Consider the following 15,388-nt stretch of genomic DNA (forward strand, 5'->3'; position numbering starts at 1 on the left):
TCATCATGTATCCTTTCAAGTACCAGAAGGCCGCCACCGTCCGCGGTGCCGTCTCGCTCCTCGGCAAGGCCGAGGATCCCAAGCTGCTGGCCGGCGGTCACACGCTGATCCCCACCATGAAGCAGCGGCTCGCCAGCCCGAAGACCCTGATCGACCTGTCGGGTGCCGGCCTGTCGGGCATCGAGCAGAAAGGCCGCAACATCGTCATCGGCGCGATGACCACCCATGCGGAGGTCGCCGCGTCGCCGGTCGTCCAGCAGGCGATCCCGGCGCTCGCCCGGCTGGCCGCCCATATCGGCGACCCCCATGTCCGCCATCGCGGCACGATCGGCGGTTCGGTCGCCAACAATGACCCGGCGGCCGACTATCCCGCGGCGCTGATGGCGCTGGGGGCGACTGTCCACACGAGCAAGCGCAAGATCCCGGCCGAGGAATTCTTCGCCGGAATGTTCGCGACCGCCCTCGACGAGGACGAGGTGATCACCAAGATCGCCTTCCCGGTGCCGGGCAAGGCCGCCTATGTGAAGTTCCCCAATCCGGCCTCGCGCTACGCCATCGTCGGCGTCTTCGTCGCCAAGAAGGGCAGCCAGGTGAAGGTCGCCGTCACCGGCGCCGGATCGGGCGGCGTCTTCCGCCACACGGCGATGGAGGAGGCGCTGGCCAAGCGCTTCAACCCGAAATCGCTGGAGGGTGTCGCGACGCCCGCCGCCGATCTCAACGGTGACATCCACGCCTCGGCGGACTACCGCGCCCATCTGGTCGGCGTCATCGCCAAGCGCGCCGTTGCTGCCGCCATGGCCTGAGCACGCGAGTCGTCACGATCACGCGGAGGGCCGGGCGCGAAAGCACCGGCCCTTCGCCTTTACCGGCTCCGGTTTCCTTCCGCTGTCGTCGGCTCAGCCGGCATCCGGCGCGATTCGACGGACCTGCAGAACCTCGATCATCTCGTCGTTCTTGCGATAGGACACGCAGCGCAGCGATCCGAGCGGACCGGGAATCTGCGGGTCGTGGGCGTGGTTGTGCTCCAGAAGCTGCAGGCACTGCTCGGGACGCTCGACCACCCGCAGGGTGCGCCAGCCGCGCGACAGTTCCGGGTTGGCGGTGATGTATTCGAGGCGGACGAGATCGGGGCGCTTCGGGTCGATCATGCGGCGGACGCTGCCGGTCATGACCGAAGCCTCGCCCGGGAAGAACACGAACAGACCGATCACCATGCCACCAAAGGCGACAAGCATCGTGATCAGGGTCGTGTTGTTGCGCATATGCGGGCCCATGGCTGACACGGGACGTGACAGCCAAGTCAGCTAACAGATGAATGTTAATGAAAATTCGAATCGAAATCGCAAAAACAGAGACACGGGCGGAACGCCGCGTTTTTTCGGTGGTTTTTTCCGTCATGCCGCAAAATCGCCCCATCCCGCCGCAATCACTGATGTCAGGGAGGCGCCCCGATCCGGTCCTCTCGGAGGCCCGCGCATGAAATCCCCCCTTGCCGTCCTCGCCGCCGCGCTCCTCTCCCTCGGCGCCGCGCCGGCGGCCGCTCAGGTGCCGGGTCAGGTGCCGGGTCAGGTGTCGGCCGATTATGCGGTGAGCTTTCTCGGGCTTCCGATCGGCCGCGGCACGATGGTCTCGACGTCGGACGGGAGGACCTACCGGACCACGCTCGAGGCGCGCGTTACCGGCATGGCGGCCATCTTCGCCGGCGGCTCGGGCACCGCCACCTCCGTCGGCCAGATCCGCGGCAACGGTCCAGTGCCCTCCAGCTTCACCGTGGAGATCCGCTCGGGTGGCAAGGTCGAGACGATGCGCATGGCCATGGCCGGGGGCAATGTCACCGGCGTCACCCGTGACCCGGACAAGCCGCCGCATCCGCGCGCCACTCCTGTCCTGCCCGAGCACCTGCGCGGTGTGCTCGACCCGCTTTCCGCCGGTATCTTCGTTGCCGGCGGGACGGGCCCCGTCGCGGGGGCCGCGGCCTGCCAGCGCCGCACGCCGGTTTATGGCGGACGCGAGCGCTTCGACCTCATCTATTCCTTCGTCGAGACCCGGCAGGTGGAGATCGGCGGCTACAGGGGCGAGGCTGCGGTCTGCCGCGTGCGGTTCGAGCCGATCGCCGGCTACAGGCCCGACCGAAATGACATCCGGAACGCGCGGCAACGCTCCGCCGAGGTGATCCTCGTTCCGGTGCGCGGCACGCGGAACCTGCTGCCGGCGAAGATCACCCTGGCGACCGGCTATGGCACCGGCATCGCCCTGGCGACGCGGCTGGCGCTCGATCCGGGCCCGCCGACGGCACGGCGCGCCTCCGCGGATTGAGGTTCTCGGCGGCATGCCGGCTGCGCTATGGTTCGCCATCCAGCCGGAGTGCCTTCGTGACATCTGCCCTGCCCACTGCGCTTCCCACCTCCATCGACGCGACGCTCTCGTTGCTGCGACAAGGCGACTATGTCGCCGACCGGTCGCTGGCGACTGTTCTGTTCCTGGCGCTGAAAATGGGGCGCCCGCTGCTGTTGGAGGGGGAGGCGGGTGTCGGCAAGACCGAAATCGCCAAGGTTCTCGCCGCAGCCCTCGGGCGCAACCTGATCCGCCTCCAGTGCTACGAGGGGCTCGACGTCTCGGCTGCGGTCTATGAATGGAACTATGCGGCGCAGATGATCACCATCCGCCTCGCCGAGGCGGAAGGGACGGTGGACCGCGAGGCGCTCGCCTCGGGCATCTTCTCCGAGCGGTTCCTGGTGAAGCGGCCGCTGCTCCAGGCGCTCGAACCGGACCTGCGCGGCCCGCCCGTCCTGCTCATCGACGAACTCGACCGTACCGACGAGGCCTTCGAGGCCTTCCTGCTGGAGGTGTTGTCGGATTTCCAGGTGACCGTGCCCGAACTCGGCACGATCAAGGCACCGGCGCCGCCCATCGTCATCGTCACCTCCAACCGGACCCGCGAGATCCACGACGCATTGAAGCGCCGTTGCCTCTATCATTGGGTCGATTACCCCGACGCCGCCCGCGAACTCGCCATCCTCAAGGCCAAGGCACCGGGCGCGCCGGAGCGGCTGACCAGGGAGATCGTCGCCTTCGTCCAGCGCCTGCGGAAATCCGACCTGTTCAAGGTGCCGGGCGTCGCCGAGACCATCGACTGGGCGACAGCGCTGACCGAACTCGACGCCGTCGGGCTCGACCCGCAGGGCGTCACCGACACGCTCGGCGTCCTGCTGAAATACCAGGACGACATCCAGAAGATGCAGGGCGGCGAGGCCAAGGCCATCCTCGACGAGGTGAAGGCGGGACGCTGATTTCCATGGTTCCGCTCGCCCTCGTCACCGATCCGGGCCGCCGGCCCTGGCTGAAGGCCTTTGTCATCGGCGCGGCACTGCTCCTCGCCCCACTGGTCTGGTGGACGGTGCTGGCGCTTGCCGGGACGCGCGTGCCGGCCCCGGTGGCCTGCGGCCTGTCGACGGCGCTGATCCTCGTCGCGGTGCTGGCGATCGCGCCGCTGCCCGAGATGGCGGTGCTCGGGCTGCTGCAATGGCTGACCATGTTGCGGAGCGGCTTGCCCCGCGCCGTCTACAATGCGGGATCGCTCGCCCTTTCGCCGGTCTTCGCCGCCCTCTTGAGGCCGGCCTGATGGCGAACGCGCTGGCCGAGAACATCGCCCATTTCGCCCGGGCGCTGCGCATCGCCGGGCTCCCCGTCGGTCCCGGCACGGTGCTCGATGCGGTGGCGGCGGTGGAGGCGGCCGGCATCGGCTCGCGCGAGGACTTCTACTGGACGCTGCATGCGGTCTTCGTGACGAAGCACGAGCATTCGCTGCTGTTCCGCACCGCCTTCGAGATCTTCTGGAAAAAGCGTCACCTGATGGAGAAACTGCTCTCCATTCTCATGCCGGTGGCGCCCGCCGCCCCGGGCAAGCCCGATCCGGTGTCGTTGCGCCTTCAGGAGGCCTTCTTCAAGCAGGCCGAGAGCGTGCCGGTGGAAAAGCCGGAGATCGAGGTCGATGCGAGCCTCACGGTTTCCGACATCGAGGTGCTGCAGAAGAAGGACTTCGCGCAGATGACCGCCGCCGAGATCGCCGAGGCCAACCGCAAGGTGGCGGCCCTGGTGCTTCCGGACGATGCCGTTGTGACGCGCCGCCTGGCGCCCGATCCCCGCGGACGGCGGATCGACCTCAGGCGCACCCTGCGCCGTTCGATCGGGGAGGGGGGCGGCATCATCGACCTGGCCCGCCGCGGCCCGAAGACGAAGCATCCGCCGCTGGTCGTGCTCTGCGACATTTCCGGGTCGATGAACCAGTATACCCGGGTGATCCTGCATTTCGTCCACGCCCTGATGGACAACCGCCGCAACGTCCATGCCTTCACCTTCGGCACGCGGCTGACCAACATCACCCGGATGCTGAAGGCGAAGGACCCGGACGAGGCGCTGGCCGCGTGCTCGGCGGCGGTCGAGGACTGGTCGGGCGGCACCCGCATTGCGCCCTCGCTCGCCGCCTTCAACAAGGTCTGGTCGCGACGGGTGCTGTCCGGCGGGGCGGTGGTGCTGCTGGTGACCGATGGGCTCGAGCGCGACGGCACGGCCGATCTCGCCCGCGCCGCCGACCGGCTGCATCGCTCCTGCCGCCGGCTCGTCTGGCTCAACCCGCTGCTGCGCTTTGACGGGTTCGAGGCCCGCGCCCAGGGGATCCGGGCGCTGCTGCCCCATGTCGACGAGTTCCGCACCATCCACAATGTCGCGGCAGTGGCGGAACTCGTGGCTGCGCTGGACGCCCGCCGGCCGGACCAGGCGCATGATCCGCGGCGCTGGTTGAAGGGTCTTTGAGGGTAGGGTCTTGCCGCAAAGGACGCATGGCGAGCCTGCCCTTGCGTCGCGCCGCCGTTCATCCGATGTCTTGGAACACAGGGAAACTGTTCGAGGAGATCTGCCATGCTCTCGACCGACGACGACATTCTCGGACAGGCGGAAGCCTGGGCGAAGGCCGGAAAGGGAGTGGCGGTGGCGACCGTGGTCGAGACCTGGGGCTCGGCCCCGCGCCCGGTCGGCTCGCATCTCGTCATCGACGAGGACGGCAGCTTCCTCGGCTCGGTCTCCGGCGGCTGCGTCGAGGGTGAGGTTGTCACCGAGGCGCTGGACGTGATCGGTACAGGACAAGCCAAACTGCTGGAATTCGGCGTTGCCGACGAGACGGCGTGGCGGGCGGGCCTGTCCTGCGGCGGGCGGATCGCCGTCTATGTCGAGAAGGTCGGCTGATGCGACTCGCACTCCTCTCGGCGCTCAACGCGGCGCGTTCCGACAGGCGCGCCGCTGTCCTCGTCACCGATCTCGACGGCGGTGCGGCCCGTCTCGTCACCGCGGAGACCCTCGCCGGCGATCCGCTGGAGGAGGCGATCCGGACGGCCCTGCGCACCGGCCGCAGCGGCGTCGTGGAGGGCACGCGCGCCTTCCTGACCGTCCAGGTGCCGCCGGCACGGATGGTCATAATCGGCGCCGTCCATATCAGCCAGGCGCTGGTGCCGATGGCGCGGATGATCGGCTATGATCCCGTCATCGTCGATCCGCGCACCGCCTTCGCCACGCCCGAGCGCTTTCCCGGCGTCACGCTGCTGGCGCAATGGCCGGACGAGGCGCTGCCGGGCCTCAAGGTCGACCGCTACACCGCCTTCATCGCGCTGACCCACGATCCGAAGATCGACGATCCCGCGCTGATGCACGCCTTCGAGAAGAACTGCTTCTATATCGGCGCGCTGGGCTCGCGGAAGACCCATGCCCGGCGCATCGAGCGGCTGGGCGCCAATGGCGCGCCGCCGGAGGCGCTGGCCCGCATCAAGGCGCCGGTCGGCCTCGCCATCGGTGCCATCACCCCGGCGGAGATCGCCGTGTCGATCCTCGCCGAGGTGACGCAGGCCTGGCGGCAGGGCATCGCGTGAGATCGGCCTGGGGGCGCGGCTAGGAGACGGCAGATGCGGTTCGGTCCCGTGCCCTTGGACGACGCGCTGGGCGGCATCGTCGCCCATGCCGTGCGCCGGGACGGCCTGCTCCTCAAGAAGGGGACCCGCATCGGGGCGGCGGAGATCGCGGCGCTGGCCGCTGCCGGTCTCGACAGCGTGACCGTGGCGATGGCCGAGCCGGGCGATGTCGGCGAGGACGAGGCGGCCGCCCGGATCGCAGCGGCGGTGGCCGGTGCCGGTCTGCGCATCGACCCGGCCTTTACCGGACGGGCCAATCTCTTCGCGGCGGCGGCTGGCGTCCTCGTGGTTGCCCAGGCCGGAATCGACGGGATCAACCGCATCGACGAGGCCATCACTTTCGCGACCCTGCCGGCCTTCGCCGCCGTCGAGGCCGGCGAGATGGTGGCGACCGTCAAAATCATCCCCTATGCGGTGGCGGGCGCCCGCGTCGCCGAGGCGGTCGCCGCCGGCCCACTGGTGCGCGTCGCGCCCTTCGTCCGGCGCCGTATCGCAGTGATCTCGACCCTCCTGCCGGGACTGGCCGACAAGGTCGTCGACAAGACTCTCCGGGTCACAGCCGACCGTCTGGCGCCAGCCGGCGCCCAGATCGTCGCCGACCGGCGCATTCCCCATGATCCCGCGGCGCTGGCGGCGGTGATCGCCGAAGTCCGGCCGCTGGCCGATCTGATCCTCGTCTTCGGGGCCTCCGCCATCGCCGACCGCCGCGACGTCATTCCCGCGGCGCTCGAGGCGGCCGGCGGCCATGTCGAGCATCTCGGCATGCCGGTCGATCCCGGCAACCTCCTGATGATCGGCGCGCTCGACGGCGTCCCGGTCATCGGCGCGCCGGGCTGCGCCCGCTCGCCGAAGGAGAACGGCTTCGACTGGGTGCTGATGCGGCTTCTCGCCGGCCTGGCGGTGACCAAGCAGGACGTGACCGGCATGGGGGTGGGAGGCTTGCTCATGGAGATCGTGTCGCGACCGCAGCCGCGGGCGGGAGACGTCGAGGATTCCCCGGCGCCGCGCATCGCCGCCATCGTTCTGGCGGCCGGGCGGTCGACGCGCATGGGTGGACCGAACAAACTCCTCGCCGAAATCGGCGGCAAGCCGCTGGTGCGTCATGCCGTAGAGGCGGCGTCCGGGGCGGGGCCGGCCGATATTCTGGTCGTCACCGGCCATCAGGAGGCGGCCGTGCGCGCGGCATTGTCAGGCCTTCCCGTGCGCTTCGTCCACAATCCCGACTTCGCCGCCGGGCTGTCCACCTCCCTCAAGGCGGGGATCGCGGCGCTTGGCGAGGCGATCGACGGGGTCGTGGTGCTGCTCGGCGACATGCCGCGCATCTCGCCTGCGCTGGTTGCAAGGCTCGCCGCGGCCTTCGCCCCCGAGGAGGGCCGCCACATCGTCGTACCGGTGGCGGACGGGCGCCGCGGGAATCCGGTCCTGTGGGGGCGCCGCTTCTTCCCCGAACTGACGCGCGTCACCGGCGACCAGGGCGGGCGGGCGGTGCTGGCCGGTGCGCCCGAGGCCATTGCCGAGGTGCCGGCGGAGGAGGACGACGTCCATCTCGACCTCGATACGCCCGATGCGCTGGCGGCCGCAGGCGGGCGGCCGGCGCCTTAACCAAGCTGAATGCCACGCGGCGATTTTGACAAAAAAATCCCCGGGTCGTTGCCGGCCCGGGGCGTCAGATGGTCATCTCCGTGGACGCGGAGTGGTTGATCCCGTCTATCTGCCTATCTGCTGGGCAGCACAATCAGGACCGCATCTTTACCCTACCTGTTGACCTTAACCCGTTGCGCCGGATTTCCCGCCAATTGTCGGCATTGGCCAGCGGCCTCCGCGACGGCGCCTCCCGGGCGCCGAAACCGGCCGCGGTCATCGTCGGGTCATGGTGGTTTCACCCGGACGTCATCCCACCCTCCTACCTCCGTCCCCAGACTCCTCGAATCGGGATGAGACGGCATGGCTCTGGTGGCAGGCGAGGCGCGCAAGGCGACCCATCGCAATATCGGACGGGCCGTCGCCCGCCACAGCCCGCTGTCGCCGGCGGGGCTGCAAGAGCAGCTCTTCACGCTGATGTTCTCCGGTCTCGTCTATCCGCAGATCTGGGAGGATCCGGCGATTGACATGGAGGCGCTGGCGCTCCGCCCGACCGACCATCTGGTCGCCATTGCCTCGGGCGGCTGCAACATCCTCAGCTATCTCGTTGCCGGACCGGCGCGCATCACCGCCCTCGACCTCAACGAAAACCACGTGGCGCTGAACCGGCTCAAGCTGGCGGCGGCCCGTCACCTGCCGGATCATGCCAGCTTCTTCCGCTTCTTCGGCGAGGCCGACAGCGGTGACAATGTCACCGCCTATAAGCGCCACCTGCGCGACCGCCTCGATCCCATGACGCGCGCCTACTGGGACCGCCGCGACTGGGCCGGCCGCCGCCGCATCAGGCAGTTTTCCGACAACATCTATCGCAAGGGTCTGCTCGGCTGGATGATCGGCACCGGCCACGCCGTCGCCCGGCTGCACGGCCGCGATCCGCGCCGCATGCTGGAGGCCCGGTCGCTGGCCGAGCAGCGCGCCATCTTCGACAGCGAGCTGAAGCCGCTGTTCTCGTCGCGGCTGGTGCGCTGGCTAGTGAAGAATCCGGCCTCGCTCTACGGGCTCGGCATTCCGCCGGCCCAGTACAAGGCGCTGCTCACCTCGGCCAAGGCCGGCGGCGGCATGGAGGAGGTGCTGGTGGCCCGCCTCGAGCGCCTCGCCTGCGGCTTTCCGCTGGAGAGCAACTATTTCGCCTGGCAGGCCTTCGGACGCCGCTACCAGCCGGGCGCGGCGGGGGCCGTGCCGCCCTATCTCGCTGCCGCCCACTTCGACGCGGTGAGGGCCCATGCCGATCGCGTCGAGGTCTGCCACGAGAATTTCATCGACCACCTCGAACGGCTGCCCGACGCTTCGCGCGACGCCTATGTCCTGCTCGATGCGCAGGACTGGATGACGGACGTGGTGCTGAACCGGCTGTGGCGCGCGATCCTGCGCACGGCGCGGCCCGGCGCGCGCGTCATCTTCCGAACGGCAGCCGAGGACAGCCTGTTGCCCGGCCGCGTGGCACCGGACATCCTCGCCCGCTTCACCTATGACGCGGCGCGCTGCCGGGCCTGGACCGACCGCGACCGGTCGTCGATCTATGGCGGTTTCCACCTCTACAGGCTGGCGGCGTCGTGACGGCGCCGACGGATGTCTTTCCCGCCTCCGAGCGGATGGATGCGATCTATCGCTGGCAGGTCGGCATCTACGACGCGACGCGGAAATTCTACCTGATCGGCCGCGATCCGTTGATCGCAGACCTCGCGCCGCCGGTCGGCGGTACGGTGCTGGAAGTGGGCTGTGGCACCGGGCGCAACCTCATCGTCGCCGCACGGCGCTATCCGCAGGCCCGGTTCTGCGGCTTCGACGTCAGCCCGGTCATGCTGACCGAGGCGCGCCGTGCCGTGGCACGCGCCGGGCTCGCCGGGCGCATCCGTCTCGCGCAGGCCGATGCCGCGCGGTTCGATCCGCTGACCACTTTCGCCTGCGAGGGCTTCGACCGGGTGTTCTGCTCCTACACGCTGTCGATGATCCCACCGTGGCAGGAGGCGCTCGATCGGGCGCTGGCCGCTGTGCTGCCGGGGGGGGCCCTCCATGTCGTCGACTTCGGCGACCAGGAGCATCTCCCATCGGTCTTCCGCGCGGGGTTGCGGGCCTGGCTGGCCCAGTTCCATGTCACGCCGCGGGACGATTTCGCGCCGGTGCTTGCGGACCTCGCAGCGGCGCGCGGCCTTTCGGCACAGGTGGACCGTCCCTATCGCGGTTACGCCGTCCGCGCGATCGCCGCCCGCCGGCCCCTTGCTTGACCCCGTCGGCGGGCGGGGTCTATGACCCCCGCCATATGACCCAGGCCCTCCAGACCGCCGGCGCCCCCGAACTGACGGTGGTTGTGCCCAGCTACAACGAACGCGACAACGTGCCGGAACTGGCGCGCCGGCTCGACCATGTGCTGGCCGGCATCGCCTGGGAGATGATCGTCGTCGACGACGACAGCCCGGACGGTACCGCCGCTGTGGTCAAGGAGATCGCCCGGCGCGACCCCCGCGTGCGCTGTATCCGGAGGGTCGGACGGCGCGGGCTTGCGGGCGCCTGCATCGAGGGCATGCTCGCCTCCTCCGCGCCGGTCGTCGCCGTCATGGACGGCGACCTGCAGCACGACGAGACCATCCTGCCGGCCATGCTCGACCAGATCCGGGCCGGGCGCGACCTCGTCGTCGCCAGCCGCAACATTGCCGGCGGCTCCAAGACGGAGGGGCTCTCGCCCATCCGCCAGGGGATTTCCGACCTCGGCCGACGCCTGTCGGCGATGATCCTCAAGGCGCCGCTGACCGACCCGATGTCCGGTTTCTTCATGATCCGCCGCGACATCGTCGAGGAGGTGGCGCCGCGCCTCTCCACCACCGGCTTCAAGATCCTCGCCGACATCGCGGCCTCGGTGCCCCGGGCGCCGAGCCTCGCCGAGGTCCCCTTCATCTTCCGCGAGCGCGTCCATGGCGAGAGCAAGCTCGACGCCAAGGTGGCGCTCGACTATGTCGGCTTCGTCCTCAACAAGCTGTCCGGCGGGTTCATTCCGCTGCGATTCATCTTCTTCGCCCTGGTCGGGGCCAGCGGCCTCGTCGTCCATCTGGCAGCACTTTATGCAGGCCTGACGTTCGGCCTGCGCTTCGAGTGGGCGCAGACGCTGGCGACGGTCGTCGCCATGACGTCGAACTTCGTCATCAACAATGAAATCACCTATCGCGACGCCCGACTGAAGGGCGCCAGCTTCCTGACCGGCCTGATGCTGTTCTATCTGGTCTGCAGCATCGGTGCCTTCGGCAATGTCGGCGTTGCCAGCTGGCTCTATGCCGGCGATGTCGACTGGTGGCTCTCGGGCCTCGCCGGGGCCGTCATGGGAGCCGTGTTCAACTATGCCGCCTCGGCCACCCTCGTCTGGCGCCGCTGACATGGCACCGGCCTTGCGCCCGGTCTGGGCCGGGAGCGCCGGTGCCGTCCTGGTTCTGGTCTGCGTCCTGACGGCGGTGCGGCTCTGGGCGGCCGGGTCCCTCGGCCTCGCCGCCGACGAAGCCTATTACCACCTGTGGTCGCAGAATCTCGCCCTCGGCTATTTTGACCACCCGCCGATGGTGGCACTGCTGATCCGTGCCTCCACGGCGGTTTTCGGCGACACGGAATTCGGCATCCGCTGGCTCTCTGTGCTGCTGGCGGCGGCGGCGAGCCTCGGCGTCTGGCGTCTCGTCTGGCGCCTGACCGATGATCGGGCCGCGGCGATCGCCGGGGCGGGGATGGTGCAGGCGACGCTGTTCCTCGGCGCCGGCGCCATGCTGGTGACACCGGATACGCCGCTCGTGCTGTTCTGGACGCTGGCGCTGCTCGCCCTGGTCGAGGTCTGGCGCACCGGCCGGGGTGTCTGGTGGCTGGCGGCGGGCCTTGCCGTCGGTCTTGCCTTCATCTCCAAATATACCGCCGTCTTCCTCGGCTTGGCCATCCTGCTCTGGATCGTGCTGGTGCCGGAGCTTCGCCGTTGGCTGCGCTCGCCCTGGCCCTATGCGGGCGGCATCCTCTGCCTCGCGGTCATGGCGCCGGTGCTGTGGTGGAACCTCGCCCATGGCGGCGCCTCCCTCACCAAGCAGTTCGGACGCGCCGTTCCGAAGGCCTTCGACCCGCGCTTCGTGCCCGAATTCATGGCCGGGCAGGCGGCGCTGCTGACGCCGCTGATCGGGATCCTGGTGCTCTGGGGCCTGTGGGTGGTTGGCCGCCGCGCTCTCGACCAGCGCGAGCCGGGCGCCGTGCTGCTGACCGTGTCGGTCCTGCCGCTGCTCGCCTATCTCGTCTGGTACGGCCTGTTCGACCGCGTCCAGGGCAACTGGACCGCCTGTCTTCTGCCGGCTTCCATCGCCGCCGCCGTGATCGGCGCAAAGGCCCTGCCGGCCGCTGCCCCCCGCGCCGCCGCAGTGCTGCGGGCGGGCCTGCGCTGGTCGGTGGTCAGCGGGGTGGTGCTTGGACTCCTGGTCATCGGCCATGCGGGTTTCCGGCTGGCGCCGCTGGCCATCGATCCGACCGGCCAGTTGCATGGCTGGCGGGCCGCTGCGGAGGCTGTCGAGGCGACGGCCATGCGGGCCGGGGCGGGCACGATCGGCACGGCGAGCTACACGACGACGGCGCATCTGCGCTTCTACGGCACCGGTCGGCTGCCGGTGGTCCAGCTCGGCGAAAGGCTGCGCTATGCCATGGAAACGGCGCCCGATCCCGCGGCCATCGCCGCGCGGCCGGTACTGGTGGTGGTGGAGAGCCGCCGCGTGGCGGAAGTCAGCGCGCGGCTCGGGCAGTTCTACCGGGTGGTGGATCCGGCCGGGACGGTCGACCGGCTGTGGCGGCCGCGATTCGGGCTGACGGACCGGATGGACCAACTGGTGCTCTTCGTCGCCCGTGATCCGCTTCAGCCCGGCCTGCCCGATCTCACCGCGCCTCAGTAGCGCCGCCACAGGGACAGGCCGGCATAGGCACCGGAACGGCCACCGCGATCCTGTGCGAAGCCCGCCGACAGGCGCAGCCCCAAGGGGCCGATTGTGATTCCGGTCGCATGTACGCCGAGCCGTGTGCGCAGCGTGCCGTGATGGGTGCTGAACGTCGCTTCAGGCCCGATATGGACGCCGCGGCCGATGTCATAGCCGGGCGCGATGCGCAGGCTCGCCGCGGCGAAGGGAGTCGCATAGGTGGCGTAGAGCTGGACGGCCACACGCTCCAATGGGGTAAGCCAGGCATCGAGCGTTAGGACCGGGCCGATGCGCGTGCCCAGATGGGGGTCGGGGAGGGCGGGCGACAGGCGCCGCGTCTCCAGGGCCAGGCCGGCGAAGAGGGTTGCCGAGCCCCAGCGGCCCTGTTCGCGCCAGCCGGCCACGAGCCGGGCGGTGGTCGTTGTCTCCAGGACCCGATCCGGCAGAAGGGGATCGATACGGAACCGCGAGATCCCCGTGCCGGCGGTGATGCGCAGGGCGAGGCCGCGGCCCTCGCCGTGCCGACCGGCCAGCGCATCGAGGCCTGAGGAGAGGTGAAACCCGTCGAAGGCGCCATCGAGGCCGAGGAAACTCGTGAAACGAGGCCCGGCGGGCGTGTCGGCGAGGGCCACGCCCGGCAACCATGCGACGGCAATGGTCCCCCATGCTCTCCATGCGCGCATGGGTCATTCGCTCACGGAACCTCGCCGCTGGCCATATGGGACATCACCGGATGGGAGGGCGGGCGCCACGACGCCAGCCCACCGTTAATGAACCGCTAACCAAGTTGGTCGCTCAATCGTGACGGCCCGCCGTGTCGCCGGTCGGCCAGCAAGACCCAGTGCATCGTCGCAGCTTCGCCGGAGGCCGTCATGCCAGCGCCGTCCCCTTCCGTTCCGTCCCGCCGGATCGACGCCGATTTCGTCCGGCTGATCGAAGGCTATTCCCTCACCACTGCCGAGATCCTCTACCGGATGCCCGACCATCCGCTGCTGCTGCAGACCTATCTCTGGCAGGACTACGATCAGGCGCCCTATTTCCCGGTGCTGAAGAGATTCCTCGCGTTCTGGGAGAAAAGCCTTGACGGACGACTTCATGCCGTCACCGTCGTGTCGTCCCGGCTGGTGCGGCCGCGCGAACTGCGCATGGCCCAGAGCCTGTCCTATCTCCACTGATCCGTGCCGATCGTCGCTGGTCGCCCGGCGAGCGTCGCTTGGCAGTGGCGGCGCAGCGCGGAGCGACGTATGGATAGCGCCCTTTTGCTCGCCGGATCCGCTCGTGCCCACCCCTGAGAAGACAACGCAGATCATTGCCGCGCTGATGTCATCCAAGCCATCGAGCGATCCCGAGGTTTTCGGGAGCCTGACGGTTGGTGATCTGTTGGCGTCGCTGCGCTCGCGCGCTTTCGGCCTGTCGCTGATCCTCTTCGGGCTGCCCAATCTCCTGCCCATTCCCGGCCTGCCGATTCTTACGGGTATCGTGCTGGTCATGCTTGCCTGGCAGATCCTCGTGGGACGGGAAGTGCCGTGGCTGCCCGACCGCATCGCCGGCACGGCGCTGCCGCGTGCCCGCCTGACCCAGGTCGTCAACCGCACGCTGCCGCTGTTGCGGCGTCTCGAAACCATGTCCCGGCCGCGGCTGGCGCTGGCGGCGGGGCCCACTGCGCGTCGCCTCGTCGGATTGGCTGTGCTGGTCCTCGCGGTGCTGCTGGTCATCGTGCCGATTCCCTGGATCGGGTCGATGCCGCAGGGGCTCGCGCTCTGCGTGCTCGGTCTCGGCCTGACCGAGCGTGACGGTTTGCTGGTTGTTGCCGGCTTTGTCCTCGCCGCGATCGCCACGGCGGTGAGCGCTGGAATCGGCTACACGATCATGGCAAGTGCACTGTCCATCCTGTTCTGATGGCGGTCGGTCAACGCAGCGGAGACTCGTCCCTTGCAGGAGAATTCCGATCCCCCGGTCCACCGGACGTCCGAGATCTTCCTCGCGCTGAAGACGGTCGGCGAGGGTGAACGCATCTCTCTTGACGGGCTGACGCGCGCCCTCGGCGACCGTGCCTTTGGCCTGCTCGTGCTGATCTTTGCCCTGCCGAACATCATTCCGATGATTCCGGGCGTCTCCACCGTGTCCGGCATCGTCATCGGCATTGTGGGCCTGCAGATGATGATCGGCCGGCATGCGCCCTGGCTGCCTGCCGCCATCGGCGAGAAATCGATTCCGCGGGCCCAACTCGCGGCCATGGTCGACCGCACCATCGGCTGGGTGGCGAAAGTCGAGCGGGTGGCGCGTCCACGCTGGAGTTTCATGACACGCGGGCCGATGCACGTCATCCTTGGCGCCATGTTCGTGCTGCTCGGGGCCATCCTGGCCCTGCCGCTGTCCTGGGTCGGCAATTTCCCCCCTGGCGTGGCGCTGGTGGTTCTGTCGATCGGACTGCTCGAGGACGACGGCATGCTCGTCGCCGCCGGTCACGCCATCGGCATCGTCGCGACCGCCCTGGTCCTCGCCCTGGTGGTGGCGCTGGTGGCGGCGGCGATCACGAGTTTCGGCTGGCTGACCGCCTGATCCGGCTTCACTTGGGCGGCCACGGACAGTATGGTCCGCCCAGATCTGACGAGGACCTGACATGGCCGATCTCATCGTGCCCCATTTCGCCAATGACGACGGCGTCGCCGTCATCCATATCGGCGTGAAGGAATTCCAGTGCATGGGCGCGCGCGCGCCCTTCGACCATCCGCATGTCTTCCTCGACATGGGCAGCGATACCGAGATCGTCTGCCCCTATTGCTCGACCCTCTATAAGTATGACGCCGCGCTGCATGCCGACGAGACCCGCCCGGCCGGCGCCTATGTGAAGACCCTGGCCGAGGCCTGATC

Annotated in this window: 18 protein-coding genes; 16 read left to right on the forward strand and 2 right to left on the reverse strand. The window is 69.1% G+C overall.

Going from position 1 to position 15,388, the window contains the following annotated elements; genetic code table 11:
* Nucleotides 1-5: 5 nt before the first annotated feature.
* Entirely contained in the window at nucleotides 6-803 is a 798-nt protein-coding gene (locus Q0C57_RS10300) for a xanthine dehydrogenase family protein subunit M (protein WP_296575907.1), read from the forward strand.
* A gap of 93 nt (nucleotides 804-896) precedes the next feature.
* Here Q0C57_RS10300 and Q0C57_RS10305 read toward each other — a convergent pair whose 3' ends face one another.
* On the reverse strand, nucleotides 897-1,262 hold the full coding sequence (locus tag Q0C57_RS10305; protein ID WP_296575910.1) for a hypothetical protein: 366 nt from the start codon (nucleotides 1,260-1,262) through the stop codon (nucleotides 897-899).
* 214 nt (nucleotides 1,263-1,476) lie between these two features.
* On the opposite strand from Q0C57_RS10305, the gene Q0C57_RS10310 reads away from it, so the two are divergent.
* From Q0C57_RS10310 to Q0C57_RS10360, 11 genes are all read left to right on the forward strand, one after another.
* A complete protein-coding gene (locus Q0C57_RS10310; protein WP_296575913.1) occupies nucleotides 1,477-2,316 on the forward strand; it encodes a DUF3108 domain-containing protein in 840 nt (279 codons plus the stop codon).
* A gap of 56 nt (nucleotides 2,317-2,372) precedes the next feature.
* Nucleotides 2,373-3,290: a MoxR family ATPase gene (locus Q0C57_RS10315; protein WP_296575916.1), complete on the forward strand. Its 918-nt coding sequence runs from the start codon at nucleotides 2,373-2,375 to the stop codon at nucleotides 3,288-3,290.
* Between the two features lie 5 nt (nucleotides 3,291-3,295).
* Nucleotides 3,296-3,622 (forward strand): hypothetical protein, encoded by a 327-nt coding sequence (locus Q0C57_RS10320; protein ID WP_296575918.1) that lies wholly within the window; start codon nucleotides 3,296-3,298, stop codon nucleotides 3,620-3,622.
* Complete coding sequence (locus Q0C57_RS10325; RefSeq protein ID WP_296575921.1) at nucleotides 3,622-4,812, forward strand: VWA domain-containing protein; 1,191 nt, start codon at nucleotides 3,622-3,624, stop codon at nucleotides 4,810-4,812. Before Q0C57_RS10320 ends, Q0C57_RS10325 begins: the two co-directional genes overlap by 1 nt.
* A 105-nt stretch (nucleotides 4,813-4,917) precedes the next feature.
* Entirely contained in the window at nucleotides 4,918-5,241 is a 324-nt protein-coding gene (locus Q0C57_RS10330) for an XdhC family protein (protein WP_296575924.1), read from the forward strand.
* Nucleotides 5,241-5,918, forward strand: coding sequence for an XdhC family protein (locus Q0C57_RS10335; protein ID WP_296575927.1), 678 nt, complete (start codon nucleotides 5,241-5,243; stop codon nucleotides 5,916-5,918). The genes Q0C57_RS10330 and Q0C57_RS10335 overlap by 1 nt, the downstream gene beginning before the upstream one ends.
* Before the next feature lie 33 nt (nucleotides 5,919-5,951).
* On the forward strand, nucleotides 5,952-7,559 hold the full coding sequence (locus Q0C57_RS10340) for a molybdopterin-binding/glycosyltransferase family 2 protein (RefSeq protein WP_296575930.1): 1,608 nt from the start codon (nucleotides 5,952-5,954) through the stop codon (nucleotides 7,557-7,559).
* A gap of 342 nt (nucleotides 7,560-7,901) precedes the next feature.
* Nucleotides 7,902-9,155 carry a DUF3419 family protein gene (locus Q0C57_RS10345; RefSeq protein ID WP_296575932.1) on the forward strand — a complete coding sequence of 418 codons (1,254 nt, stop codon included), beginning with the start codon at nucleotides 7,902-7,904 and terminating at the stop codon, nucleotides 9,153-9,155.
* Nucleotides 9,152-9,823 (forward strand): class I SAM-dependent methyltransferase, encoded by a 672-nt coding sequence (locus Q0C57_RS10350; protein ID WP_366937823.1) that lies wholly within the window; start codon nucleotides 9,152-9,154, stop codon nucleotides 9,821-9,823. Before Q0C57_RS10345 ends, Q0C57_RS10350 begins: the two co-directional genes overlap by 4 nt.
* Before the next feature lie 35 nt (nucleotides 9,824-9,858).
* On the forward strand, nucleotides 9,859-10,962 hold the full coding sequence (locus Q0C57_RS10355) for a glycosyltransferase family 2 protein (protein WP_296575934.1): 1,104 nt from the start codon (nucleotides 9,859-9,861) through the stop codon (nucleotides 10,960-10,962).
* Nucleotide 10,963: 1 nt separating this feature from the next.
* Nucleotides 10,964-12,493 carry a glycosyltransferase family 39 protein gene (locus Q0C57_RS10360; protein ID WP_296575936.1) on the forward strand — a complete coding sequence of 510 codons (1,530 nt, stop codon included), beginning with the start codon at nucleotides 10,964-10,966 and terminating at the stop codon, nucleotides 12,491-12,493.
* Here Q0C57_RS10360 and bcsS read toward each other — a convergent pair.
* Nucleotides 12,487-13,146, reverse strand: a complete 660-nt coding sequence (bcsS, locus tag Q0C57_RS10365; protein ID WP_296575937.1) for a cellulose biosynthesis protein BcsS — start codon at nucleotides 13,144-13,146, stop codon at nucleotides 12,487-12,489. The genes Q0C57_RS10360 and bcsS overlap by 7 nt on opposite strands.
* 240 nt (nucleotides 13,147-13,386) lie before the next feature.
* Here bcsS and Q0C57_RS10370 point away from each other — a divergent pair, with 240 nt between their 5' ends.
* The 4 genes from Q0C57_RS10370 (at nucleotide 13,387) to Q0C57_RS10385 (ending at nucleotide 15,386) form a co-directional block, all read left to right on the forward strand.
* Nucleotides 13,387-13,689 (forward strand): aspartate-semialdehyde dehydrogenase, encoded by a 303-nt coding sequence (locus Q0C57_RS10370; protein ID WP_296575939.1) that lies wholly within the window; start codon nucleotides 13,387-13,389, stop codon nucleotides 13,687-13,689.
* 103 nt (nucleotides 13,690-13,792) lie between these two features.
* Nucleotides 13,793-14,413 (forward strand): exopolysaccharide biosynthesis protein, encoded by a 621-nt coding sequence (locus Q0C57_RS10375; protein ID WP_296575942.1) that lies wholly within the window; start codon nucleotides 13,793-13,795, stop codon nucleotides 14,411-14,413.
* Between the two features lie 33 nt (nucleotides 14,414-14,446).
* On the forward strand, nucleotides 14,447-15,076 hold the full coding sequence (locus tag Q0C57_RS10380) for an exopolysaccharide biosynthesis protein (RefSeq protein WP_296575944.1): 630 nt from the start codon (nucleotides 14,447-14,449) through the stop codon (nucleotides 15,074-15,076).
* A 61-nt stretch (nucleotides 15,077-15,137) separates the two neighbouring features.
* Complete coding sequence (locus tag Q0C57_RS10385) at nucleotides 15,138-15,386, forward strand: zinc-finger domain-containing protein (protein ID WP_296575947.1); 249 nt, start codon at nucleotides 15,138-15,140, stop codon at nucleotides 15,384-15,386.
* Nucleotides 15,387-15,388 lie beyond the last annotated feature (2 nt).

This window comes from Phreatobacter sp. (assembly GCF_022843985.1).
Classification (GTDB): Bacteria; Pseudomonadota; Alphaproteobacteria; order Rhizobiales; family Phreatobacteraceae; genus Phreatobacter.